Origin of the sequence: Prauserella endophytica (assembly GCF_005146945.1) — a bacterium.
GTDB lineage: Bacteria > Actinomycetota > Actinomycetes > Mycobacteriales > Pseudonocardiaceae > Prauserella_A > Prauserella_A endophytica.
In genome coordinates, this window is sequence record NZ_SWMS01000002.1 from 33,457 (window position 1) to 56,906 (window position 23,450).

The following is a 23,450-nucleotide window of genomic DNA, read 5'->3' on the forward strand; positions in this document are numbered from 1 at the left end:
CCACGAGCGGCCGCTGGGCGGAGGCGCACGCCCGCAACACGCGAAAAGAGGTTTCCGTGAGCAATTCGTCAACGTCGACGACACTGCCGGCCGCTCGCTGGCGGCGAACAGGCCTGCTGCTCTTCCTCGTCTATCTGGTCGCCTTCGCGGAACGGGCGAACATCAGCGTCGCCGCACCCGCGATGAGCGCCGACCTCCACCTCGCCGCGACCGCGACCGGTGTGGTGCTTTCGGCGTTCTTCTGGGGCTACATCCTCACTCAAGTGCCCGGCGGCTGGCTCGCCAACAAGATCGGTCCGTCCAAGGTCATCGCCGGCGCACTGCTCTGCTGGGGTGTGGTGTCGATCGGCCAGGCACTCTCGGATTCCACCACGGCGATGATCGTCTGGCGGTTTCTGATGGGCCTGTCCGAGGGTGTGGTCTGGCCCGCGTTCGCGGTCATGTTCGTCGTCTGGTTCCCGCTGCGCGAGCGAGCTCGTGCGGCAGGCCTCTCACTCTTCGCGCTCCCCGCGTCGTCGATCGTCATGGTCCCGTCGGCGGGCTGGCTGATCGAGACCTGGGATTGGCGCGTCATGTTCGTGGTGCAGGGCCTGCCCGCGTTCGTGCTGGCGTTCGTCGTGTTGCGCTACCTGAAGGACTCGCCCGAGCAGGACGCCAGGCTGTCCGAAGTGGAACGAGACCACATCCTCGCGACCCGCGCCGAGCGCGCGACCGGGGCCGAGGCCGCCTCGTTCTGGACGGTGCTGAAGTCACCGGCCGTGTGGGCCTGCTGTGTCGTGTACTTCCTGTGGTTGACGGGTTTCTACAGTTTCGGACTGTGGTTGCCCACCGTGGTCGGGCAGCTGTCTTCCCGCGGGATCGGCGCCGTCGGGCTCCTGTCCGTCATCCCGTTCGCCGTCGCGGGTGTGGCCATGCTGCTGAACTCGCGGGCCGCCGATCGTTCGGCGCGCCCGAAATCCTGGTTCGTCATTCCGCCACTGGTCGTCGGTGGCATCGCACTGTTGCTGCAGCAGCTCCTGCCCGCCACGCTGGGCGTTCAGCTGACGCTGCTGGTCGTCACCGGAATCGGTGTGTACGCGGCGTTCGGACCGTGGTGGGCGTGGGCGCTGCAGTACATCGCGCCCGAACTGGCGGGCCAGGCCAGTGGGATGATCAACCTGATGGGCAGTCTCGGTGGTGCTGTCGGCCCGGTGATCGTGGGATTCGTAGCCACCGAAGGACACGCCGCGAGTGGGCTCTACGTCTTGGGTTTCTCCCTGCTAGTGGGGGCTCTCGTCGCGTCCGGCATCGCCCGCCTCGCCCCGCGCAACCGGGCGGCCACCACCCTCGCCGGTGCTGCGCGGGCGAAGCCCACGTTGCCCGAGCGCTCGGGCGAGGTTTCGCAGCGGTAGTCACCGTCCCTCCGGCGACGGCCTCGCGGCTGCACCCGAACAGCTCCCGGTGAGCCGGTCCCGTTGCGGTGTGACACTGAGGTGCTCGCGTGTTCTGTGCGCACGGGGAGCATCCGGCTCACCTGTTCGCGCAGCGGGCGACGTCGTCCAGAGTCGTGCTCGCAAGTCTCGAGCGCGTGAGGCACTCGTGGCGGGACTCGAGCTCCGGTGACACGAACGCGATCGGAGGAGGGGCTGGTCGAACGCCTTCGACCAGCCCCTCCCTCCTTCGGGCCACCCGGATCGGCTATCAGCTCGGCTGGATGGCGAAGAAGGTCCGGTCAGCTCGACGTGCCCACCTGCGGTGCCGCGTCGACGCTCTTGGCCGCGGGGTTCCACCCGATCCGGTCGATGCCGGCGACCTCGTCGTCCTCGTCCACACGCATTTTCATGACGGTGCCGAGCAGGGATACCAAGGCGAAAGCGGACAGAGCGGCGACCGCGACGGTGACGACGACTCCGACGAGCTGCCACCAGAGGGTGATCTGGGCGTGCTGGAACCCGTAGGCTCCGTCGAGGCCGAAGTAGCCGCCGGTGGGTGTGCCCCAGGCGAGCAGGCCCACCAGCAGGCCGCCGACGATTGTGGCGCAGGCGAGTGGGAAGACCTTGGCGTCGTCGATCCCCCGGCGGTTGACGAAGTTGTAGACCACCAGGACCACGAGCGGCCCGGTAGCGGAGACCAGCAGTGTCTCCCACGGTTGGAAGACGTCGAAACCCGTGGTGTTCGCGACGTAGCCGGCCAGGGGCCCGAGCAGGGCGTGAGTCGGGTTGCGGGTGGAGTGGGCGATGACCGCGCCGACGACCCCTCCTCCGACCATCGAGATGATGACGTTCGCGTAGACGAGTCCGAGTCCCGAGGTGGTCATGGAGACGCCGTAGAAGGCTTCGCCCGGGACGATGAAACCACAGCCCATCACGATCAGGGGAGCGGCGAACAGCAGGACCACGATCCCCAGCGCGGCCAGCGGGATGCTGTTGGGTGCCCAGGTGGTCTGCTGGCCGGGCTTGGGGAAGAGCCCGACGCGTGGTCGGAGTCTGATGGTGAGTACGAGCCCGAAGATCCCGGCGAAGATGTAGGAGGTGTACGCCCCGACGAAGTCGTGCAGACCGGCGTTGGTGAGCGGGCTGGTGGAGCCCCAGGTCAGCCACAGCAGGACGGGGTAGAGCACACCGCCGACCACGGCGCAGATCACGTAGTAGGGGGCGCTTCGGATCCGTTCGGATGCGCTGGTGTGCAGCAGCGCGCACACGAAACCGCCATAGAGGGCGAGGAAGGCGAAGAAGATCTGTGAGTTGCCCACGCCGGGGGCGACGGCAGGGTCGATGTTGTGAGCGTAGTTCCGCAGCAGCGCGCCGCCGAACCACCAGTCCTTGAAGGCCTGCACGAGGCTGCCTTCCACACCGAGGGCAACGTAGTACTGGTAGTTCCACAGAGCGAAGCCGCCGACCATGAAGGCGAGGGTTCCGATGGTGAACCCGACGAGCTTCTGGACACTGGTGGAGAGCACGTTCTGCCGCCGGACGAGGCCGGAGTCGATCAGGATCAGGCCCAGTAGCGCGAGGATGATGGCGGTCGAGGACAGGATGTAGAGCAGGTTCTGGGTCAGTGCGTCGCTGTCTACCTGGTCCGGGAACGCCGCCGCCAGCACCGTGGTGGGAGTCATCTTCTCACCCCTTCAGGTAGGTGTGCAGCGGGAACGCCCGGTAGCGCAGTCGCGGCAGCGTCTCGACCGTCACGAAGCCCGCCGGGGCGGAGATGACGTCCGGGATCCGGTTCACCAGCTGGGTGCAGGTGGTGACCTGGGTCGGGACCGTGCCGTTCGAGAGCACGAGGTCGGGCTCGCCCTTGATCTCCCACTCGTTGATGTCGCCGTCGTCGGGGCCGTAGACCCGCCCGGACATCTCGAAGTTGAACGCCGGGCCCTCGGCGGTGAGAATCTCGTCGACGTCGGTGAAACCGATGACCTGGCCGGCCGGGATCTCCCGCTGTAGGGCTTTGGAGAACATGGTCTGCTGGGCAACGTCGGGGCGCGTGGTCGTCGTAACGGACTTGACGGTCAGGCCGACGTCGGCGACCAGTGCGTCGAGGACGTTGCGGCCGAAGCTCGGCGGGCGAGTGGCGCCGTCGAGCCAGGCGTGGAACTCCTCGACGGTCTTGCCGACCTGCTGGTCACCGGCGACCTCGGGGCCGTAGTCGTCGACGTTCCAGCTCGCGTGGCCGACCACCGAGTCGATCCGGTGCGCCGTGCCCATCATCATGGCCACGATGTTGACCCAGTAGGTGTCCTGATGGCCGGTGCCGGTCAGGGTGGCGCCGGTGCCCTTGGCGATCTCGTCGAGCTCGCGCGTGATTTCCGGCGAGGTCGCCCAAGGGTGCAGCGCCTCCTCTGACAGGGTGACGGCGTTGACGCCGTGCTCGGCACACGTCCGCAGCTGCTCGACGGCGTCGGCCATGTAGCTGTTGACCGCGATCACGGCGATGTCGGGACGGGTGCGCTCGAACACCTCGTGCGGGTCGTTGCTGACCTGGACGTCGAGCCGCCTGCCGAGACCGGTGAGCTCGCCGAGGTCCTTGCCGACCTTGCTCTCACTACGGGAGATCGCACCGACGATAGTGACCCCCTTCTCGAGCAGCATGCGGGTGGCGATGGTGTTCATCGCCCCGACGCCGTAGACGACTGCCTTGATACTCATTCGTTCGCTCCTTTTCCTTCGTCCTGAGTGGACTCCGGGCCGGGGTCGGGCCCCTCGCCCGCGAGCAGCACCTCGTCTGCGAACTCCCGGTGCACCGCATCGAGGTGGTCCCACCTCGCGGCGACGATGCGGCGCGTGTCCCAGGTCGGCATCTTCTGCTGCTGGAACCGGGTCATTCGCTCCGGATCGACCTCGAAGACGTGCTCGAAGCGCTGCACGACCTGGTCGGTGACGCGTTTCGGTGCAGGCGGCACCTGCTCGGCGGGCACGTAGCGGCCGAACCGGTAGTCGTCGCCGCTCATGACCGGTGTCCGTCCGAGTAGGCCTCGTCGAGGCTCTGTTTCCCGGGGTTCATGATGTTGTGTGGGTCGAGCGCTCGCTTGATCGCCTTCATGACCTCCCAGGACGCCCCCATCTCGGTCGGGACCAGCTCGGCGTCGCCGGCGCGCGTGGCCCCGTGGCAGGACGACATGGAGCCACCGTGGTCGATGGCGACCTGGGCGATCTCTTTCTTCAGGGACACGAAGGCCTGCCAGGAGTACTCGTCCATGCGGTCCTCCCAGAGGCCCATGTCGATCTCCAGGAGGATGTCTCCCCAGGGCTTGTGTGCGGCATTGGTGTAGGCGAACGCGCCCCAGTCGTCGAAGATCTCGTACTGCTCGCAGTAGCGGCGGGCGATCGCATGCCACTTCCGCAGAACCTCGGGCACCTCGCTGTAGGGGATCGCCGCGTCCTCGCAGTGCCACGACATCGGGATGACCTTGCCGTTCTTGTCGCGACCGTGCAGGGGATTGGCGTAGCGGTCGTGCCGCGCGGCCCAGTCACCCGAGGCGATCTCATCGCCGATGTAGCGCCCGCCCAGGCTACGGCCAAGCTTCATGACCACGTCGCGGGCCGGCTCGACCTCGACCCTGGTGCCGAGCAGCGACACCGCGCAGACCGCCTTCACCCACGCAGGCTGGACGATGTAGGCCTCGTCGTCGCGGCGCAGGTAGTCGACCTTCTCGGGATCGAAGAGCATGACCCCGGCCAGCGTGGCCAGCCCGCTTTTCGCGAGCTTGGAGAAGGTGCGGTATGCGGTGTCGTAGTCCTCGAAGAGGAAGAACGCGGCGAACTCGGTCTCCGCGCGCGGCACGAGCTCGAGGGTGGCCTCGGTGACGATGCCGAGGGTGCCCTGATGGCCCATGAACAGGTGCTTGAGCTGATAGCCGGTCGAGGACTTGCGGACCTTGCGACCCCCGCCGTCCCCGACCTCGATGACCTCCCCGGTGGGCAGCACCATCTCGAAGGAGATCACCAGGTCGCGGGTGTGGCCGTAGCGAGCTCCCAGCAGCGATAGCCCGGACGTCCCGATGCGGCCGCCGACCAGGGCGCACGCGTAGGAGGCGGGGTCGTCGGGGTAGATGACCCCGTGAGGCCTGAGATGCCGGTTGAGGGTCTGCATGTTGATGCCGGGGCCGACGGTAACGGTGTTGTTGACCAGGTCGATCTCCTTGACCTGGTCCATGCGCTTGACGTCGACCAGGATGCCGCCGCGCATGGGGACCGCGCCGTCGGCCAGGCCGGTGCCGCCCGCACGCGGCACGATCGGCACCTTGAGCTCGTTGGCGAGCTTGACGATGCGCGAGACCTGTTCGGTCGTGCGCGGTAGCACGACGACGTCGGGCAGGAACTCCTCCCAACGGTGCACCGGGAAGGGCGCCGGGACCCGGGCGCGGTTGAACCGGCTCGAGCGGCTCGTCAGGACTGCTCCGGGCTCGTCCAGGATCTCGTTGAGCCTGTCAACGACCTCGTTGCCGAGGCTGGCGGTGACGGTCATGCCCGGGTCCTCCCGCCGACCTCGATGCCAGCGGACTCGGCGACGAGCTCGATGATGTCGCGCACCTCGATACCGGCCTCGTCCCCGGCCGCGGTGAGTGGGCGCTCGGACCAGACACAGGCGCTGACGAGCAGGTCGACGTCCAGCTCGGAAGCCTTCTCCAGGCGGCGACGGCTGATCTCGGCGGTGATCTCGGGCTTCTCGATGGGCAGCCCACCCCCGCCGCCGGAGCAGTAGGACCACTGGGTGACCCGGTCGACGTCGCGGAACTCCAGGCCAGGGATCGCGCGCAGGATCTCGCGAGGCGCCTCGTGGATGCCCTTGCGCTTGTTGAGCCGGCACGGGTCGTGGTAGGTCGCGACCCGCTCGATGGGCTTCACCAGCTCGAGGCGCCCGTCGCGGATCAGCTCGGCCACCAGGTCGATGATCTGGACGACCTCGAAGTCGAACTCGTCACCGAAGTAGGCCGGGTAATCCTCGGTGAAGTGAACGTAATCGTGCGGCTCGATGGCGATGATCCGCTTTACCCCGGAGCGGCGCCAGTCATCGACGTTGTGGCGGGCGAAGCGCATGGACTGCTCGACGTAACCCATTTCCGCCGCGGGGCCCCCACAGCACCACTGCTCGTTCATCAGGCCGAACTCCACGCCGGCCTTCCGCAGGATCTGCGCGGTGGCACGCGGTACCGAAGTCCGGTAGTAGGCGGCCTCGCAGTCGACGAACATGATCGTGTCGCCGCCGATGGGGATGTCCAGGCCCGCGGCCCAGTCACGCACCTGTGCCTGGCCGTTAGGCTGCTCGCCCTCGACTCCCAACACCGGCTCGTTCTTGAGCTCGTCGGTGAGCCTGTTCCAGACCTTCCACTTCTCGCGGTCGAGGCCCTTGTCGACGAGCATCGCCCGCATGGCACGCACGACCTTCACCGTTTCGGTGCGGGCGCGGTAGAAGTCACCGACCATGAGGGTGTTGGGACAGCGCACCTCGCAGCCGCCGCATTGCGTGCAGTGCACGTAGTCGTCGGCGACGTCCTCCACGCTCAGGTGGCCCTTCTCGAGGCCGATGACGTTGGCGTGGAACGCTGTCGGGGTGTGGTTCTCGTTGCGGGTCACCTGGGTGACCGGGCAGACCTCGCGGCAGAACTTGTGACCGGACGAGAAGCACCCGGTGGCGTTCTCGTGCCAGCGCTCGACGAAGGCCTGCTCGATCTGGCCGAGGTGGGGCATCGCCAGGTCGACCGCGCGGTCATCGCCATTGGAGCCGCGGGGTCCGTGGTCGTCGGGGGCGCGTCCCGGGGTGGTGTCGTCGCCCGATGTGGACGGCGTGGGCTCGGGATCGGTGGTCGTGGTCGCTTCGGACCGCGCCGCGGCCTGTGTCACCTGCTTGTCGCTCACGTGCGTGTACCTCTCAAGCGCTCTTGGTCATGACGTGCTTGATCCGCGTGTACTCCTCGAGGCCGTACACCGACATGTCCTTGCCGTAGCCGGACTGCTTGAAGCCGCCGTGGGGCATCTCGGACACGACGGGGATGTGGTCGTTGACCCACACGCAGCCGAAGTCGAGTTCGCGGGCAGCCCGGACCGCCGCGTTCACGTCGCGGGTCCAGACGGAGGAAGCCAGGCCGAAGTCGACGTCGTTGGCCCACTCGAACGCCTGGTCGTCGTCGCGCGCGCGCTGGACGGACACGACCGGCCCGAACAGTTCCTTCTGCACGACTATGTCGTCCTGCGTCGGATCCACCACCACGGTCGGCTCGACGAAGAAGCCCTTGTCGCCGCGAGCGCGCCCGCCGACGGCGACCTTGCCGTTCGTCCGCTCGAGCGCGGCGAGGATGGAGTCCCGGTGCGCGCCCGAGATGACTGGGCCGAGGTCCAGTTCCTCGCTCTCGTTGGGGTCGCCCATCCTCAGGGATCCGACCGCCGGGACGAGCTGCTCGACGAGCTTGTCATAGACGCCCGGCGTGGCGATCACCCGACAAGCCGCGGTGCAGTCCTGGCCGGAGTTGACGAAGCCCGCCACCGTGATTCCCGCGACGACATCGTCGATGTCGGCGTCGTCGAGCACCACGACCGGCGCCTTGCCGCCAAGCTCGAGGTGGGACCTGGCGACGTGATCGGCTGCGGTACGAGCGATGTGCCTGCCAGTGCTCGTGTCGCCGGTGACCGACACCATGCCGATACGCCTGTCGCTCACCAGCGAGTCACCGAAGTCGCCGGCACTGCCGGCGAGGACGCTGAGAACACCGGCGGGCAGGATGTCCTTGGCCAGGTGAGCCAGGTGCAGAGCCGACAGCGGGGTCTGGCGGGAGGGCTTGAGAATGCTGCAGTTCCCGGCCGCCAGAGCGGGAGCGAACTTCCAGGCCGCCATCAGCAGCGGGTAGTTCCACGGGGCGATCCCTGCGACCACGCCGATGGGCTCTCGTCGCACGTAGGACTCGTAGCCGGACAGGTATTCGCCGCCGGCACGCCCTTCGAGACAGCGTGCGGCACCGGCGAAGAACCGGAGGTTGTCGGCGACGAAGCCGATCTCCTCCCGAGCGACCGGTAACGGCTTGCCGACGTTGCGCGACTCGAGCTGAGCGAGGTGCTCCGCGTCCTTCGCGACGGCGTCGGCGAGGGCGAGCAGCCTCTCGGCGCGCTCGCCGGGTGTCGTGCGCCTCCATGTCTTGAACGCCCGCTCCGAGGCCGAGACGGCCGCATCGACGTCGTCGGCGTCGCTCGCGGGAACTCGCGCGATCACCTCCTCGGTCGCCGGATCGATCACGTCGAGCTCCCGGCCGCTGCGGGCGCCGAGCAGCTCGCCGTCGACGAGGTTGCGGGTGTGGATGTCTACATCAGTCATGTCACGTTCCTTGATCGTGGTGGAAGTGCGAGGTCTCAACGACCTGTCCGGTCACGCGTCCGGATCGACCTCGCCCGTTGGCTCGGACCTCGCGAGCCGGTCAAGCGGGCCGGCCCCCGTGCGGCGCGTGGAGACGTTGCTTGAGTGCGAATTTCTGAACCTTTCCCGTGGCTGTCCTGGGAAGCCGACCGAACTCGAAGGCGTCCGGGACCTTGAATCGGGCGATGCGCTCCAAAAGGTGTGTTCGGAGCTCGTCCGCAGTCACCGGCGTCTGGCCGACGGGCTCGATGAACGCGACCGGACGTTCGCCCCACTGCTCGTCGGGCCGAGCCACCACCGCCGCCTCGGCGACTGCGGGATGCGCGAGCAGCGCTTGCTCGATCTCGACCGAGGTCAGGTTCTCCCCGCCGGAGATGATCACGTCCTTTGCCCGGTCGCGGATCTCGATGTAGCCGTCCGGATGGCGGACCGCCAGGTCGCCCGTGCGGAGCCAGCCGTCGGGAACCGCGGACTCCGTCGCCGCCGAGTCGTTGAGATAGCCCGGCGTGATGTTGTTGCCCCGCAACGCGATCTCGCCGAGAGTGACGGCGTCGGCAGGAATATCGATACCGGCCTCGTTCACGACGCGCACCGGCTCGGACACGATGTTGCCGACGCCCTGCCGCGCTGCCAGGCGGTCGCGCTGCTCCTCCGGCAGCTCGTCCCACCGCGACTGCCACTCGTTGATGACGACCGGGCCGTAGGTCTCGGTCATTCCGTACAGGTGAGTGACGCGCAGGCCACGCGCCCTGGCGCGGGCCAGGACGGCAGGTGCCGGGGGCGCACCTCCCACGCCCACCCAGATCGAACGGCCGTGACCATGGTCCGGGTCCTCGTCCCCGGGCGCGATCATCGACAACACGGTGGGGGCGGCACAAAGGTGGGTCACGTCGTGCGCCTCGATCTCCGACCACACGGCGTCCTTGCCGACCGTCTCCAGACAGACGTGTGTGCCGGCCGCGGCGGTCACCGCCCAGGTGAAACACCAGCCGTTGCAATGGAACATCGGCAGTGTCCACAAGTAGGTCGAGTCGGCGGTCAGGCCGGCGTGGAAGGCCATGGCCAACGCCTGCAGGTAAGCGCCCCGGTGGCTGTAGATCACACCCTTCGGTGCACCGGTCGTTCCGCTCGTGTAGTTGACGGCGACCGCTGCAAGCTCGTCGCTGACCACCGCCTCGTAGAGGGTTGCCTGCTCGAGCAGACGCTCGTACTCGTCGCCGATGTGCACGACCGTGATATCGCGGCGCGACTCGGCGGCGGCCTTCTCGGCGAGCTGTCCCAGCGAGGGCGAGCAGATGAGGATGCCCGCTCCGGAGTGCCTCAGGATGTGGGCGATCTCAGCGGCACCGAGCCGCGAGTTGACCGTGACGAGGACGCCGTCGGCGAAGGGGACGCCGTAGTGCGCCTCCAGCACCTCATGCCTGTTCGCCGACAGAACCGCGACGCGGTCGCCAGGCCGTAGGTCCAGACCGATCAGCGCCCCGGCCAGCTGGCGGGCGCGCCGGTAGAGGTCCGCGTAGGTGAAGCGGTCACGACCATCGACGACGGCCACCCGGTCGCCGTACACCGCCGCGGCACGGGACAGGAACCGTGCGGGGGAGAGCGCTTGGAAACTGTGCTTCACCGATGCACCGCCTGACGGATCCGCGCTCCCTTGGATGCCATCGCGAGCACCGGAAGCTCACCCATCGAGTGCAGGCCCGCCGGGGCGTCGACCACCGCGGTCGCCACGTTGGCGGCAGCTGCCACCGTGCTCAGGAACGACTCGAAACCGTGGTTTGACGCCAGCGTGATGAGCTGGTCGTCACCTTCTATGAGGTACTCATCGCCCGGCTGGACCTCGTCCTCGGCGTCGAAGAACCCAAAGACGATCTCCAGATCGATCACCGCGTCCCCGGACCGCAGCCCTCGGGCTCGGTGGGTGACCGCTGCGATCGCACCGGGCTCGATGACCGTGTGGGCCCCCTGACGCCTGCGATCGCTCACCACACTCGGCTCGACGTCATAGACGACGATGGTGTCCAGCTCCCATCCGAGGCCGGCGGCCAGCGCACCGATCGCCTGCTCGAAACCGACGTGGCCGATCACCTGCCCGCTGTTGCGCGCAGCGGCAAAGGCGGTGGGCTCCAGCCCGAGCCCGAACTTCGACAAGATCGCGCCGTAGCGCGACATGTTGGTGCGCCGACGTATGACCACCCGGTTGACCTGTCGAGTCAGCACGCTCATCAGCATGGGAAGCGTGTCCATCAGGACTCCCGGGTTGGCACCCGTGCCGACCACCGTCACCCCGTGCTCACGCGCTACCGCATCCAGTTGCTTGGCGATTTGGGGGTGGCTCTCCCATGGGTACGCCAGCTGCTCGCAGATGCTCACGACATTGATCGAGCGCTCCAGCAGTGGGATCACTGTCTGCGCGACGCGATCGAGGTCCGATGTCGTCGCGACCACCGCGAGATCAGTCGCGGGAAGGGCGCCGAGATCGCTGGTGACCGCGATGCCCAGCCGATCAAGACCTAGGAACTCGCTGAGATCCCTGCCGATCGTGTCGGGGCGCTGATCGACAGCACCGACCAGTACACAGTCCTCCCGGGCCGCCAGCAGGGTACCGATCGCGCACCCCGTGGCCCCTAGGCCGACCAGTGCCACTCGTGTGACCGCCACAATGACGCTCCTCCTTAGCTGATCGAGAGCTACCGCAGCTCGGCTTCCTCGCTGGTCAAACAGTTAGAGTTGTCGGATTGAAAGATCTACCTGTGCAAATGCGGATTCAGTAGCTGTGTAAAACGCCATCGGCGACCGAATGGCTAGCTGATGCGCTCACGTCGAGGCGGAGGGAGACCGCGACACGCGAGCCACGTAGGCCGAACTGGGTAGCGCTGCTTAGCGGTCAGCGATCTCCGGCTTCGGCGACCGCCAACGGCGCCGGCGGCCGCGGTGAGCGATGAAGTGATCCGACAAGGATGCTGGAGCCGCAGGTCTCGTACAGAGCGCCCGGACGGGAGCTGTCGGTCGCGCCGAATCTCCGGCCCTGGTGCCGGACCCACCGCGCTTGTGGCAGGTGCCGCGAAGGGGCGGACTCGACCTCCTGATCGACTTGACCCGGACGCCGGCCGGCGAGCGAGCGTGCGCCCGGCCGCGACCACTCCTCCGTCATGTGCTTGAGCGACATTGCCCTGCCCTCTGACGAGACCTTTGTTGGACGGCTCCAAACATACAGATCTGTAGGTATGAAGTCTAGGCCTGTGAGAACATCGGTGTGTCGACTTCCACGTGTGCTGAAGGGCGACGGCTGGACGGATCGGCGCCGTGCGCCGAGACGGCTTCGGTCTGGCCGCAGGACCGACGAAGGGGAGCGTCGCCCGGGTCCGGGTCCGGGTCCGGGTCCGGGTCCGGGTCCCAGTCCGATCGGGTTCGGCGTCGCTGTCGCGCTGGCGGATGCGGGTGCCGCCGTGCTGCTGGCGCACGCCGCGGCGAGCGCCAGCAGCACGCGGAAGCTGGTCGCGTACCTCGGCCATCCGCGCGGCGGCGCTGACCACGGACGTCGCGCGCCAACCGAATCGCCAGGGTCTGGTCGGCACCGCGTTGGTCTGGTTCGGCCGGGTCGACGTCCTGGTTCCAGCCACCTCGGCTCAGAGACTGGGGCGCTGGTGTTCCCCGGCGCGATGCCGACGGACTACGTCACCAGCAAGACGCACAGCATGCAGCCGAAACGACGCTTGCCGCACCTGATCATGCGTCCACGGTCTGCCTGATGCCTATCGTCCAACCTGACCACTCCACGAGCGGAACAGTGAGCTGGGGATCCGGATTCGGCGTGGCGGTGCCGAAATTCGCAATCCGCTCACCCGGCATCCATCGCGTCGAGTTCGCCGCGATCACCAGCCGCTCCTCATTGAAGACGACCGCGGCATCGTCAAGGACGCGTAGGTGGTCCACGAGGACATCCTCGACGGCGTGCGCGCTGAGATCGATTCCGGCCACACCCAGGAAGTCGCCCCCGCTGCACGCGGGCACCGTCAGAGTCACGACCAGATGGTCGGAACCGGAGTAGTCGAGGAAAGGGCCGGTCAGGCGTGCGGTGCGACTATTTCGGGGAGCGGTATACCAGTCCATTCGCTCGTAGTCGTACGCGTCGAGGTCTTCGGTATCGAAGTTCAAGCGCAAGTGCCTGGGAACGCCATCCCGTTCCTGCAGCCAGAGCATGTAGCGTCTGCGTCCCTCGACCACACTTGGTGCGGCTATGAAGCCAGCGCCGATTGCTCCGATTTCCGAACTGATCAGTTGTTCCACGCGCGGCACGAGAGAGACGATGCTCTTCTCGGTTAGCGTCGCCTGCCCGCCCTGTTGCTCGTTCCGGCCAATGAGCTGTCTCACGGCGTCGGCAAGGTCTGCCACGGGGCGCTGCCAGGCGTTGATCTGCTCGTCGAGCTCACGCCGAACCTGATCCGCGCCTTTTCGCAGTTCCTTCATTTGGCCCTCCGCGATCGTTGTGGTGGCCTTTTGCCGGCGGCGGCGAGGGCGAGATGGCCGGACGTAAGCCGGCGCAGGTTGTTACGCACATGCCTCTCGGCTAGGAATCCCGCCTTGGTCCCGTCCTCGTCTGCGATCGCCGCGGCGATCTCACGATGTTCGGCGGCTATGGCCTCCACCTCCACCTCCGCCAGATGGGAGCCCCACAGCATTCCGGTGGTCTCAGCCTGCAAGGCGACTTCACGGCGCGTGAGGCGTTCCGAGCGGGTCGCGATCGCAACCTCGATGTGGAACCTGCTGTCCGCCTTCATCCGCGCGCCTCTACTTGCTGCCGTCGCCAGTTGCTCGGCCAGCATCAATATGCGCTCTACATTGGACGAGGATCCGCGCTCGGCAGCCAGACGGGCAGCGAGACCCGAGATGGCGGCCTGCTCATCGGCAATGTCCCGCAGGGCTGCTGCTCCGCTGCTCCTCAGCCGGTCCATGTCCGGCCCCTCGTCGGGTTCCAGAGACCGCTTGACGAACGTGCCACCCCAGCGTCCGCGCCTCGTTTCGAGGAGGCCCCGATCACGCAGATCGGCGATGGCCTCGCGTAGGGTGACCGGCGAAACGCCGAACTGCGCCGCGAACTCCGATTCTGACGGCAACCGCTCGCCGTCATGTAGCAAACCCAGCTGGATCGCCTCCGTGATACGCACAGCGATCTCGTCGGCGCGCCCCGAGGACGAAAGGGGCGCGATGAGGGAATGGCGCTCGTTCTCCAAGGAACCCACCTCTCCCTCTGGGCCAGTGTCAGTGCTGTCGCTCGCGGCTGAGTAGGACGATCCTAGCGGCCGTTCTCGATGAGGCGCGCAAGTCGAGCCGCCCGGCCGCTGACTCGGTCGAGGAGAGGCCCTGGCGATCAGGTGGCGCCATGCAGGGTGACCCCTCGATGCGGAGATGGGCCAGCTGGTCCTGGAGCTCGATGTCGGCGATGGCTCCGACGTCGGACGATCCTTGACGCCCCGCGAGGCGGTCCGCGAGCTGATCACCGTCGCGATCTGGCGCGAGCCGGCCTGGGCACGTTTCCGCTCGTGGGGGAGTCGTCTTCAGCCGGGTCTGGACACGAGAGGCTAGCAAGCGCTAGTCTACGCACTAGCGGTCGCTAGCTTCCTCCCTGTAGGCGCGATCAGGAGTCGTTCCGCGGGGAGACAACAACAGATCCACCCAGCCACCGGTTCCGGATCGGACGCCTTGGACCAGGCGTCGTCGGCCGGCGAGCGAGGCAGGTCCACCGCACAGCAGGGAGCACTGCGCCATGGATGTGACGCGTCAGGACGATCGAATCGATCCCGCCACGTTCTTGTCGATCATGAGTGCCTTTCCAGCCGGAATAGCAGTCATCACCACACTCAACGAAAACGCGCAGCCGGTGGGGCTCACCACCACCGCGTTGTGCAGCGTGTCCGCGGACCCACCGGCACTGCTGGTGTGCGTCGACCGCGGCAGCCGGACACTCCCGTCGCTGTTGTCCCGCAAGGAATTCGTGGTCAATTTCCTACGGAACTCCGGATGCGCCACCTCAATCCTGTTCGCCTCGAAGAAGGAGGACAAGTTCAGCGGGGTCCGCTGGCATCCGAGTCCGGGCGGACTGCCGATCCTCACAGAAGATTCCCTGGCCTGGGCTGACTGTTCCCTTCTGGAAGCGGTTCCCGTGGGTGACCACGTCGTGCTCATCGCGGAGGTGCGAGAAGGAGACGTGTCGCCCCCTGCCCACGAGCCACTCGTGTACTTCCAGCGCAGCTTCGGCACCTGGACGCCCCTAGTGGACGGCGAGGAGAAACCATGACGACGATCGACCGAGCCCTGGACCCGGGCGAACGCCTTGGCGTAGACGAGTTGCGGGCCCTGCAGCTCCAGCGTCTGCGATGGACACTCGACCACGCCTACACCAACGTCCCTGCCTACACCCGGAAGTTCGACGAGGCAGGCGTGCGCCCGGAAGACCTGCGAACCCTTCAAGATCTCGCGCAATTCCCGTTCACCATGAAGTCGGACCTGCGGGACAACTACCCGTTCGGCATGTTCGCGGTACCCGTGGACCGGCTCAGCCGCATCCACGCCTCCAGCGGCACCACCGGTCGGCCGACCGTGGTCGGCTACACCGCCCGCGACATCGACACCTGGGCCGGCCTGGTCGCCAGGTCGATCCGGGCGGCGGGCGGCCGACCGGGGCACAAGGTGCACATCGCCTACGGCTACGGCCTGTTCACGGGTGGACTCGGCGCGCACTACGGCGCCGAAAAGCTCGGCTGCACCGTGATCCCGGCCTCGGGCGGCATGACGGCTCGACAGGTTCAGGTCATCACCGACCTCCGCCCGGAGGTGATCATGGTGACCCCGTCGTACATGCTGACCCTGCTCGACGAGTTCGAGCGGCAAGGCATCGACCCGCGATCGAGCTCACTCGAGGTTGGCATCTTCGGCGCTGAGCCGTGGACCGAGCAGATGCGCCGCGAGATCGAGGAACGCATGGGCATCGACGCGGTCGACATCTACGGCCTTTCCGAGGTGATCGGCCCCGGCGTGGCACAGGAATGCGTTGAGACCAAGGACGGCCTCCACATCTGGGAGGACCACTTCTACCCGGAGGTCATCGACCCCGTCGACGGGCGGGTGCTGACCGAGGGGGAACCGGGTGAGCTGGTGGTCACCTCGCTCACGAAAGAGGCGTTCCCGGTCATCCGGTACCGCACCCGGGATCTCACCAGGCTGCTGCCCGGAACGGCGCGGCCCGGCCTGCGCCGGATGGAGAAGGTCACCGGGCGCACCGATGACCTGATCATCCTCCGGGGAGTCAACGTCTTCCCGAGCCAGGTGGAGGAGATAGTGCTCCGCACCGACAACCTCTCCCCGCATTTCCAGCTCGTTCTCACCACCGAGGGCCGGCTCGACCGCATGACCGTGCGTGTCGAGGCGCGAGCGGGGACCTCCACCGAGCACCGCCGCGCCGCGGCGACCACGCTCGCCGCCCGCGTCAAGGACGGAATCGGCGTCACCGTCGACGTCGACGTCACCGAACCCGACACCCTCGGCCGCTCGGCCGGAAAGATCCAGCGCGTCGTCGACCGGCGCGCAACGCCCACGACCGCCCTGGAGTACCGATGAACGCTACTTCGTCCGGGACAGCCCCCGGCCCGGTCCGGCCGATGAAGGTCGCGATTGCGAGCCTGATCGGCACCGCGATCGAATGGTACGACTACTTCGTCTACGGTCTGGCCGCTGCGATGGTCTTCGGCCCGTTGTTCTTCCCGGCCTTCTCCTCGGTCACCGGAACACTGGCCGCCTTCGCGACCTTCTCGGTCGGGTTCATCGCGCGGCCGCTGGGCGGGATCGTCATGGGCCACTTCGGCGACCGGATCGGCCGCAAGTCCATGCTGGTGACCTCGCTGCTGATGATGGGCATCGCCACGGTCGGCGTCGGTCTGCTGCCCACCTATGAGGCGATCGGCGCCTGGGCTCCCGTACTCCTGGTGACGCTCCGGCTGATCCAGGGCCTGGGGGTCGGTGGCGAATGGGGTGGCGCGGTGCTGATGGCGGTCGAACACGCACCGCCGAACCGGAAGGGTTTCTACGGCAGCTTCGCCCAGATGGGCGTGCCGGCCGGCCTGATCCTCGCCAACGTCGCCTTTCTGGGGGTGACCGCGGGCGTCAGCGACAGCGCGTTCCTGACCTGGGGCTGGCGGGTGCCGTTCCTCTTCAGCGCCGTGCTGGTGGTCGTCGGCGTGGTCATCCGCTTCACCATCACCGAGAGCCCCGACTTCGAGCGGGAGAAGGAGTCCAGCGGCACCGAACGCCTGCCGATCGTCGCCGTGCTCCGGCACAACGCCGGAGCGGTCGCGCTGGGAGCCGGTGCCTTCATCGGGATCAACGCCGTCGGGTACATCTACATGGCCTACCTGCTGGCGTACTCGGACGAGGCGCTGAACCTCGACCGGAGCCTGGTTCTCACCTTCATCCTGCTGGGCTCGTGCGCCTGGCTGGTCACGGTTCCCACGGCGTCTGTGATGTCCGACCGGTACGGCAGGCGGAAGGTGCTCCTCTACGGTTCGATCGGTCTCACCGCCGCGGCGGCGGCCCTGTTCCCCCTCGTCGACACCGGCAGTTCCGTGGTCATCCTGATCGCTCTGCTCGTCACCGGAGTCGCGATGGGGACGGTCTACGGCCCGCTGGCGGCGTTGTACACAGAACTGTTCCCGGTGCGGGTCCGCTACAGCGGCGCGTCGCTGGCCTACCAGATCGGCGCGCTGCTCGGCGGCGGCCTCGCGCCGACCGTCGCGTCCAGCCTTTACGCCAGCTGGCGTTCGTCGCTGCCGATCACGGTGTACCTGACCGCGACGACGCTCGTCAGCCTCGGCTGCGTGGCAGCCGTTCGCCACCGCCACATCCGGAACTCGATGCCGGAAGGTCCATTGTCCCCGGACCACGAAGCCCGGGAAGGCGATCTGACTCGCCAGGAAGGAAGGTGACACAGTGCCCTTGATCGAGGTCAAGCTTTTCGAGGGACGGCTCTCGGAGGATACCGAATCCCGGTTGATCGACTCCCTGACCGACGCGATCACCGGCGTGCTGGGGGACTCGGTCCGCGCGCAGACGTGGGTGGTCCTCGAAGAAGTACCCGCTCGTCGCTGGGGCATCGGCGGATCCCCCGGATCCACCACCGTGGCCTAGCGACAAGGCGATCGGACGACGACCCGCGAAGACGAGGAGCAGCTCGTGATCAAGTTCTACCTGATGTTCAACCCGTTCAGCTGGGAACGGATGGACAAGCCCATCAAACTCGGAGGCCGGCGAACCGACCGCTACCAGCACATGCTGGAGCAGCTCGCGGCTCACGCCGAACTCGCCGACCGCGCCGGTTTCGAAGGCGTCTTCTTCAGCGAACAGCACGGGAACATCGAAGGCATCCCGGAGGTCACCGCGAACCCGGTGCTCCTGGACCTCTTCGTCGCCTCCCGGACCGAACGGCTCAAGGTCGGCCAGCTCGGGATGACCCTCCCGGTGTCCAACCCCCTGTTGGTGGCCGACCAGATCGCCCAGCTGGACCAGCTGACGGGCGGACGCGCGCTCGCCGGTTTCTCCCGTGGGAACACCCCGCGTTGGGCAGACCAGTACGGCCAGCACATCCCGATGCGCGCCACTCGCTCGGACAAGTCGGAGGCCGACGAACGCAACCTGCGGGCCCTTCAAGAATGCTGGCAGATCATCAAACTGGCCTGGACGCAGGACGTGTTCAGCTTCGACGGCGAGTTCTGGAAGTTCCCCGTGCCCGGCACGAAATGGCCCTACCCGCACACCAAGACCTGGGGCGCCGGGGTCGACGAGGACGACAACCTGCTCGGCGTCAGCATCGCCCCCGGGCCGTACCAGACGCCGCATCCGCGAGTGTTCGCTCCGATGTCGGGCCGGTCCGCGACCGTGCGGTTCTGGGCCCGCGAGGGTGCGACGATCATGTGCCTGACTCCCCGGGAAGATCTTGTCAAGGGCATGCTCGAGGTCTACGCCGACGAGGCGCACCAGGCCGGGAGGACACCGCGGCGCGGGGAAGGGATCATCGCCGGTGGCACGCTGTCCATCGCTGCCGACGAGGCGACCGCCCGCAAGCGGGCCGACGTGATGTCCGAGTGGGATTCCCTGGTGTACAGCGTGCCGCCCTACAACCTTCCGCACCCGATGGCGTTCAACGGCACTCCGGCCCAGATCGTCGACCAGATCGGCCGGCTCCACAGCGAGCTGGGGGTCAGCGAGTTCATCCTGACCGATTACTTCCCGGCCCCGCACGGCTCCGAGGTCAGCCTCGAAATGCTGCAGCTGTTCGCCGAGGAGGTCCTGCCGGCGTTCCAGGGGACGGAGTCCTGATGCGCGTGGTGATCGACGAGCACCAGGGGTCGTTGCGGCTGCGACTGCTCGACGCGGACGATTTCAGCGCTTTCGCCGTCGTCCTCGCCGACGACGTCGACCCGGCGCGGGCGGACCAGGAGGTGCCAGAAGTACGTTTCGACGGCAGCAACCACGCCTGGGTGGATCCGGGCTGGCTTCGCGACGCTGGTGCTTACCGCACCGGTCCGCGGGCGGAGAACCTGGCACGCATGCTCCGGTACGCCGAGACCAAGGGCTGGCTCCACCCCGCGTCGGGCGAGGTGGCCGCCCACGTGGTCCGGCAACCCGCCTGCGCACTGGGGACGTCGCCGTGACGGAGCACTTCACGCGTCTCGGCCTGCGCGAGCAGATCGGCGCCCTCACGCGCGGGGAGGTGGGGGCGCGGTCGCTGGCCGCGGCCACAGTGGATCGGGTGCGGCGGGTGAATCCCCTGTTGAACGCAGCCTGCGCGACGTTCGACGCGGAAGCCCGCGCGGATGCGGGTTCGGGAGGCAGGCTGGCGGGGGTGCCGGTGGCGGTGAAGGACACTTTCGCACTGCCCTGGTACGCGCCGAAGGACGCGACCCCCGTGGCATACCGGCGGCCAGGCGCGGGCGCCAGCGGAGTGTTCCGGCGGCTGCGCGACGCCGGTTGCACGGTTGCCTTCGCGACCAACATGCACCAGCTGGGCTTCGGAACGACGGGACACGTCTCGGCGTACGGCCCGTGCCGTAACCCTTGGGACGTCACGCGCTGTCCCGGTGGGTCGTCCAGCGGATCGGCGGCGGCCGTGGCCGGCCGGCTCGTGCCGCTCGCGATCGGCACCGACGCGGTCGGCTCGGTCCGAATCCCCGCGTCGTACTGCGGCGTGACCGGGCTCAAGCCGACGTGGGGGACAGTGCCCTCGGACGGCTGCGCCGGTGCGTCGTCGATGATGGCGATCGGCCCCATCACCAGGGACGCCGCCGACTGCCGTCTCGCGACCGAGGTGCTGCTGTCGAAGTCGCTGCCACCGGGGAACCGTCGGCCGCGCATCGGGCTGCCCGTGGATGCCTACTGGAGCGACGTCGAGCCGGGTGTGCTGGCCGCCTGTCGCCGCGCGATCGAGGACCTCGGCGAAGCCGGCTGCGAGATCGTCGAAATCACCCTGTCCGGATCCGTCGACGTCGCACGAACCGCCGCGACCGTGCTCGGCGCGGAACGGCTGGCCCGAATGACGCCCCATTGGAGGAGGACCGTGCTTCCCACACTCCACCCGACGATCCAGCGGGCCTTGGAAGCCTCGCGGGGTGTGCCCGAACACGAGGTCGGGCGCGCCAGGGCTGCCCGGCAGGCCGCACGTGACGAGCTCGAGGCCACGTTCGAGAGCGTGGACCTCGTCGCCTGGCCCACCGTCCCCACGCCCCCGCCGTTGCTCGACCGTCCGCGGGCCGCGCTGCCCTCCGGCACGGTGTCCGCCGACCTGGCCGCGATGCGGACGACCGGGCTCGCCAACCTCACGGGCGTACCGGCGATCACCGTCCCCTGTGGACTGGACCGCGATGGGCTGCCCGTCGGGCTGATGTTCCACGCCCCGTGGCACCAGGAGGGAGTCCTCGTCGACGCAGCCGAACTGCTCGAACAGGTCACCGAGCGGCGGTGGGTCGACCGGGAGCCGAGCGCCGGGGCGATGCCAGCGACCGCATGGCAGGTGAGCTGATGACCACGACATATCCGCTGTCGCTGCCCTTCGTCGAAGGGCGCGCCGTCGAGCCCGGGAGCGGGGTGCACACCGCGTTGCGCGAACCCGCGACCGGCGAGCCGCTCGGCCGGCTCCTGACCGCCGATGAAGCGTGCGTGGACTCGGCGGTGCTGGCTGCGCGTCGCGCGCTGGACGGTCCGTGGCGGCGCACGTCGCCCGTGACCCGCTCCCGGTTGCTGCACAGGCTCGCCGACGAGCTGGAGGCCCAGCACGACGCGCTGTCGATGCTCGAAGCGCGCAACGTGGGCAAGGCGATCACCTCGGTACGAGCCGAGGTTTCGCACGCCGTCGACACGTTCCGCTACTTCGCGGCGGCCACCGCGGCCATCGAGGGGAAGTCGTCGCGACCCAACGGCGCACTGGCGTTCCAGTCATTCCGCGAACCGGTGGGCGTGGTGGCCCAGATCGTGCCGTGGAACTACCCGCTCCTGATGGCCGCCTGGAAGGTGGCGCCGGCGCTGGCCTCGGGCTGCACGGTGGTGCTCAAACCGGATCCGGCGACACCGTTGACCGCGCTACGGCTCGCCGAGCTGGCACTTGACGCCGGCATCCCACCCGGAGTGCTGAACGTGGTACCTGCCGACGGGCCGCGGGTGGGCTCCCATCTGGTCCGCCACGCCGGTGTCGACAGGGTGGCGTTCACCGGCTCGACGGCGACCGGCGGCGAGATCATGAGGCTTGCCGCTGATCCGGTCAAACGGCTCTCGCTCGAGCTCGGCGGCAAGAGCCCCACGGTCGTGTTCGCCGACGCGGACCTCGACGACGCGGTGCCGGGCGCGGTCTGGGGCGCTTTCACCTGTGCGGGACAGAGCTGCGAAGCCCGGTCGCGCGTGCTCGTCGAGGACGAGGTGTTCGACCGGTTTCTGGAGCGTTTCCTCGACCAGTCGCGAACCCTGCGTGTGGGCGATCCCCTCGATCCGGACACGGTGGTGGGCTCACTGATCTCCACCGCCCATCGGGAGCGGGTGCACGGTTTCGTCGAACGGGCCCGTGCCGCCGGCGCCCAGGTCCTGCTCGGCGGTGTGGTCCCGGCTGGGCCGGGTGCGTTCTACCCACCCACGGTGGTCCTCGCGCCGCGGGACGCCGAGATCGTGCGGGACGAGGTCTTCGGTCCGGTCGTGACCGTCCAGCGGTTCCGCGACGAGGAGGAGGCGGTCGCCCTCGCCAACGACACCAAGTACGGGTTGTTCGCGACGGTCTGGACTGGTGACCCCGGCCGGGCCCAGCGCGTCGCGGCGGGCGTCAGGGCGGGCACGGTCGGGATCAACCACCCCTACACCACGTTCCCGGGCGTGCCGTTCGGCGGATTCAAGCAATCCGGGTTCGGCCGCGAGTTCGCGCTGGAGACGCTCTCCGAATACCTCGAGAGCAAGAGCGTCCTGACCTGGACGAGCCGGCGTCCGGCCAACCCCCTTCGTTGACACGACAAACATACCGAGGAGTGATGATGACAGCGACGAAGCCCATCCCAGGCAGCGAAGAAGAGGCCGTCACCGCCGTGATGCGGAGTTTCTCGCGAGCGGTCGGCACGTTCGACGCGGACCTGATGGTCTCCTTGTGGGATCCGGAGGCCGAGACGATCGTGTACCAGCCCGAGGAGCTGCACCACGCGATCTACAGCCGCGATGCCCTGCACAGCTACATCCGGAACCTTCCCAACGTCATCCGCGGCCTGTACGACACGCGGGTCGTGGACCGCAAACTCGAAGTGTGCGGGGAGTTCGCGCACGCCTACGTTCGGTTCTGGTGCCGCATCGAACGGCCCGACGACGAGCCCATGGACGGGCAGATCCGCCAGACCTACCTGCTGCGGAAGCGTCCGAGCGGCTGGTTCTTCGTGCAATATCATGAGTCCCGCCAGGTGCCCGGATTCGCCGCACCGCCGAGCCGAACGGAAATGTGAACGACCATAATGCGATCGGAACGAGGACAGCGCGATACCCCTCGCCGTCGCGATCTCATCGAGATCGCGACGGAGCTCATCAGCGAGATCGGCTACGAGCAGACCACCGTCCGCTTGATCGCGGACCGGATGGGGATCAAGAGTGGCAGCCTCTACTCCCACATCTCCAGCAAGGAGGATGTTCTCTACAAGATCATCCTGGACGTCGCCGACGACTTCCTCGAGCGGGCCGACCGAGCGACGGAAGGCGTGCACGACCCCGAGGAGCGGCTGCGGGCCCGGTGCCGGTCGCATCTGGAGATGATCCGGGATCGTCGTCCGGCCGTCCGGGTCTACTTCGACGAATGGCGCAAACTCGGGGACGCCAACCAGGCGGAGGTGATCCGGCTCCGGGAACGTTACGAGGACGGCTTCCGCCTGGCGATCGCCGACGGTGTCGAAAGCAAGGCATTCGACGCCGACCCCCAGTTGGGTGCGCGGGTGCTGCTGTCCACGTTGAACTGGGCGCCGTCCTGGTACGTCGCTGACGGGAAACTGAGCCCGCGCGAGGTGGCCGACCAGCTGCTGGAGGTCATCCTGCATGGGCTGTACACGCGCGGATAGGCGGGGTCGCACCCC

Annotated in this window: 21 protein-coding genes; 11 read left to right on the forward strand and 10 right to left on the reverse strand. The window is 67.8% G+C overall.

All coding sequences use genetic code 11. The features are described from left to right. Window positions 1-56: 56 nt before the first annotated feature. On the forward strand, window positions 57-1,391 hold the full coding sequence (locus FCN18_RS04175) for an MFS transporter (protein WP_158303035.1): 1,335 nt from the start codon (window positions 57-59) through the stop codon (window positions 1,389-1,391). A gap of 320 nt (window positions 1,392-1,711) precedes the next feature. Here FCN18_RS04175 and FCN18_RS04180 read toward each other — a convergent pair whose 3' ends face one another. The 10 genes from FCN18_RS04180 to FCN18_RS04225 all read right to left on the reverse strand — a co-directional run bounded on the left by FCN18_RS04180 (window position 1,712) and on the right by FCN18_RS04225 (window position 14,054). Next, window positions 1,712-3,094 carry a hypothetical protein gene (locus FCN18_RS04180; protein ID WP_137093413.1) on the reverse strand — a complete coding sequence of 461 codons (1,383 nt, stop codon included), beginning with the start codon at window positions 3,092-3,094 and terminating at the stop codon, window positions 1,712-1,714. A gap of 4 nt (window positions 3,095-3,098) precedes the next feature. Next, the gene (locus FCN18_RS04185; protein WP_112273523.1) at window positions 3,099-4,124 is read right to left on the reverse strand and encodes an NAD(P)H-dependent amine dehydrogenase family protein; all 1,026 of its coding nucleotides are present in this window, start codon (window positions 4,122-4,124) and stop codon (window positions 3,099-3,101) included. Beyond that, window positions 4,121-4,426: a hypothetical protein gene (locus FCN18_RS04190; RefSeq protein WP_199543124.1), complete on the reverse strand. Its 306-nt coding sequence runs from the start codon at window positions 4,424-4,426 to the stop codon at window positions 4,121-4,123. Before FCN18_RS04190 ends, FCN18_RS04185 begins: the two co-directional genes overlap by 4 nt. Next, a complete protein-coding gene (locus FCN18_RS04195; RefSeq protein ID WP_137093416.1) occupies window positions 4,423-5,943 on the reverse strand; it encodes an FAD-binding oxidoreductase in 1,521 nt (506 codons plus the stop codon). Before FCN18_RS04195 ends, FCN18_RS04190 begins: the two co-directional genes overlap by 4 nt. Continuing rightward, on the reverse strand, window positions 5,940-7,334 hold the full coding sequence (locus FCN18_RS04200; protein WP_206077803.1) for a (Fe-S)-binding protein: 1,395 nt from the start codon (window positions 7,332-7,334) through the stop codon (window positions 5,940-5,942). Before FCN18_RS04200 ends, FCN18_RS04195 begins: the two co-directional genes overlap by 4 nt. 13 nt (window positions 7,335-7,347) lie before the next feature. Then, window positions 7,348-8,781, reverse strand: a complete 1,434-nt coding sequence (locus FCN18_RS04205) for an aminobutyraldehyde dehydrogenase (protein ID WP_206077804.1) — start codon at window positions 8,779-8,781, stop codon at window positions 7,348-7,350. 100 nt (window positions 8,782-8,881) lie between these two features. Continuing rightward, entirely contained in the window at window positions 8,882-10,444 is a 1,563-nt protein-coding gene (locus FCN18_RS04210; RefSeq protein WP_112273520.1) for an AMP-binding protein, read from the reverse strand. Continuing rightward, window positions 10,441-11,481 (reverse strand): dihydrodipicolinate reductase, encoded by a 1,041-nt coding sequence (locus FCN18_RS04215; RefSeq protein ID WP_170200510.1) that lies wholly within the window; start codon window positions 11,479-11,481, stop codon window positions 10,441-10,443. Before FCN18_RS04215 ends, FCN18_RS04210 begins: the two co-directional genes overlap by 4 nt. Window positions 11,482-12,549: 1,068 nt before the next feature. Then, window positions 12,550-13,290, reverse strand: coding sequence for a cache domain-containing protein (locus tag FCN18_RS04220; RefSeq protein WP_112273517.1), 741 nt, complete (start codon window positions 13,288-13,290; stop codon window positions 12,550-12,552). Continuing rightward, the gene (locus FCN18_RS04225; protein WP_112274789.1) at window positions 13,287-14,054 is read right to left on the reverse strand and encodes a FadR/GntR family transcriptional regulator; all 768 of its coding nucleotides are present in this window, start codon (window positions 14,052-14,054) and stop codon (window positions 13,287-13,289) included. The genes FCN18_RS04220 and FCN18_RS04225 overlap by 4 nt, the downstream gene beginning before the upstream one ends. Window positions 14,055-14,587: 533 nt before the next feature. Here FCN18_RS04225 and FCN18_RS04230 point away from each other — a divergent pair. The 10 genes from FCN18_RS04230 to FCN18_RS04270 are packed head-to-tail and all read left to right on the forward strand — an operon-like array spanning window position 14,588 to window position 23,435. Next, window positions 14,588-15,118, forward strand: coding sequence for a flavin reductase family protein (locus FCN18_RS04230; protein WP_112273513.1), 531 nt, complete (start codon window positions 14,588-14,590; stop codon window positions 15,116-15,118). Further along, the gene (paaK, locus tag FCN18_RS04235; protein WP_112273511.1) at window positions 15,115-16,437 is read left to right on the forward strand and encodes a phenylacetate--CoA ligase PaaK; all 1,323 of its coding nucleotides are present in this window, start codon (window positions 15,115-15,117) and stop codon (window positions 16,435-16,437) included. Before FCN18_RS04230 ends, paaK begins: the two co-directional genes overlap by 4 nt. Before the next feature lie 41 nt (window positions 16,438-16,478). Beyond that, the gene (locus tag FCN18_RS04240; protein ID WP_228713642.1) at window positions 16,479-17,798 is read left to right on the forward strand and encodes an MFS transporter; all 1,320 of its coding nucleotides are present in this window, start codon (window positions 16,479-16,481) and stop codon (window positions 17,796-17,798) included. A 4-nt stretch (window positions 17,799-17,802) separates the two neighbouring features. Further along, entirely contained in the window at window positions 17,803-18,000 is a 198-nt protein-coding gene (locus tag FCN18_RS04245) for a tautomerase family protein (protein ID WP_112273507.1), read from the forward strand. A 45-nt stretch (window positions 18,001-18,045) separates the two neighbouring features. Further along, a complete protein-coding gene (locus tag FCN18_RS04250; protein WP_112273505.1) occupies window positions 18,046-19,188 on the forward strand; it encodes an LLM class flavin-dependent oxidoreductase in 1,143 nt (380 codons plus the stop codon). Next, complete coding sequence (locus FCN18_RS38985; protein ID WP_158303036.1) at window positions 19,188-19,523, forward strand: hypothetical protein; 336 nt, start codon at window positions 19,188-19,190, stop codon at window positions 19,521-19,523. The genes FCN18_RS04250 and FCN18_RS38985 overlap by 1 nt, the downstream gene beginning before the upstream one ends. Further along, window positions 19,520-20,887: an amidase gene (locus FCN18_RS04255; RefSeq protein WP_158303037.1), complete on the forward strand. Its 1,368-nt coding sequence runs from the start codon at window positions 19,520-19,522 to the stop codon at window positions 20,885-20,887. Before FCN18_RS38985 ends, FCN18_RS04255 begins: the two co-directional genes overlap by 4 nt. Next, entirely contained in the window at window positions 20,887-22,350 is a 1,464-nt protein-coding gene (locus tag FCN18_RS04260; protein ID WP_158303038.1) for an aldehyde dehydrogenase family protein, read from the forward strand. The genes FCN18_RS04255 and FCN18_RS04260 overlap by 1 nt, the downstream gene beginning before the upstream one ends. 26 nt (window positions 22,351-22,376) lie before the next feature. Beyond that, window positions 22,377-22,832 (forward strand): YybH family protein, encoded by a 456-nt coding sequence (locus tag FCN18_RS04265; protein ID WP_158303039.1) that lies wholly within the window; start codon window positions 22,377-22,379, stop codon window positions 22,830-22,832. Window positions 22,833-22,841: 9 nt separating this feature from the next. Further along, window positions 22,842-23,435, forward strand: coding sequence for a TetR/AcrR family transcriptional regulator (locus FCN18_RS04270; RefSeq protein ID WP_112273497.1), 594 nt, complete (start codon window positions 22,842-22,844; stop codon window positions 23,433-23,435). Window positions 23,436-23,450: the final 15 nt, after the last annotated feature.

Coding starts and splice junctions, on each gene's coding strand:
- FCN18_RS04180 (WP_137093413.1), bottom strand. CDS start 3,094: ATGACTCCCACCACGGTGCTGGCGGCGGCGTTCCCGGACCAGGTAGAC.
- FCN18_RS04185 (WP_112273523.1), bottom strand. CDS start 4,124: ATGAGTATCAAGGCAGTCGTCTACGGCGTCGGGGCGATGAACACCATC.
- FCN18_RS04190 (WP_199543124.1), bottom strand. CDS start 4,426: ATGAGCGGCGACGACTACCGGTTCGGCCGCTACGTGCCCGCCGAGCAG.
- FCN18_RS04195 (WP_137093416.1), bottom strand. CDS start 5,943: ATGACCGTCACCGCCAGCCTCGGCAACGAGGTCGTTGACAGGCTCAAC.
- FCN18_RS04205 (WP_206077804.1), bottom strand. CDS start 8,781: ATGACTGATGTAGACATCCACACCCGCAACCTCGTCGACGGCGAGCTG.
- FCN18_RS04220 (WP_112273517.1), bottom strand. CDS start 13,290: ATGAAGGAACTGCGAAAAGGCGCGGATCAGGTTCGGCGTGAGCTCGAC.
- FCN18_RS04230 (WP_112273513.1), top strand. CDS start 14,588: ATGGATGTGACGCGTCAGGACGATCGAATCGATCCCGCCACGTTCTTG.
- paaK (WP_112273511.1), top strand. CDS start 15,115: ATGACGACGATCGACCGAGCCCTGGACCCGGGCGAACGCCTTGGCGTA.
- FCN18_RS04240 (WP_228713642.1), top strand. CDS start 16,479: ATGAAGGTCGCGATTGCGAGCCTGATCGGCACCGCGATCGAATGGTAC.
- FCN18_RS38985 (WP_158303036.1), top strand. CDS start 19,188: ATGCGCGTGGTGATCGACGAGCACCAGGGGTCGTTGCGGCTGCGACTG.
- FCN18_RS04260 (WP_158303038.1), top strand. CDS start 20,887: ATGACCACGACATATCCGCTGTCGCTGCCCTTCGTCGAAGGGCGCGCC.
- FCN18_RS04265 (WP_158303039.1), top strand. CDS start 22,377: ATGACAGCGACGAAGCCCATCCCAGGCAGCGAAGAAGAGGCCGTCACC.
- FCN18_RS04270 (WP_112273497.1), top strand. CDS start 22,842: ATGCGATCGGAACGAGGACAGCGCGATACCCCTCGCCGTCGCGATCTC.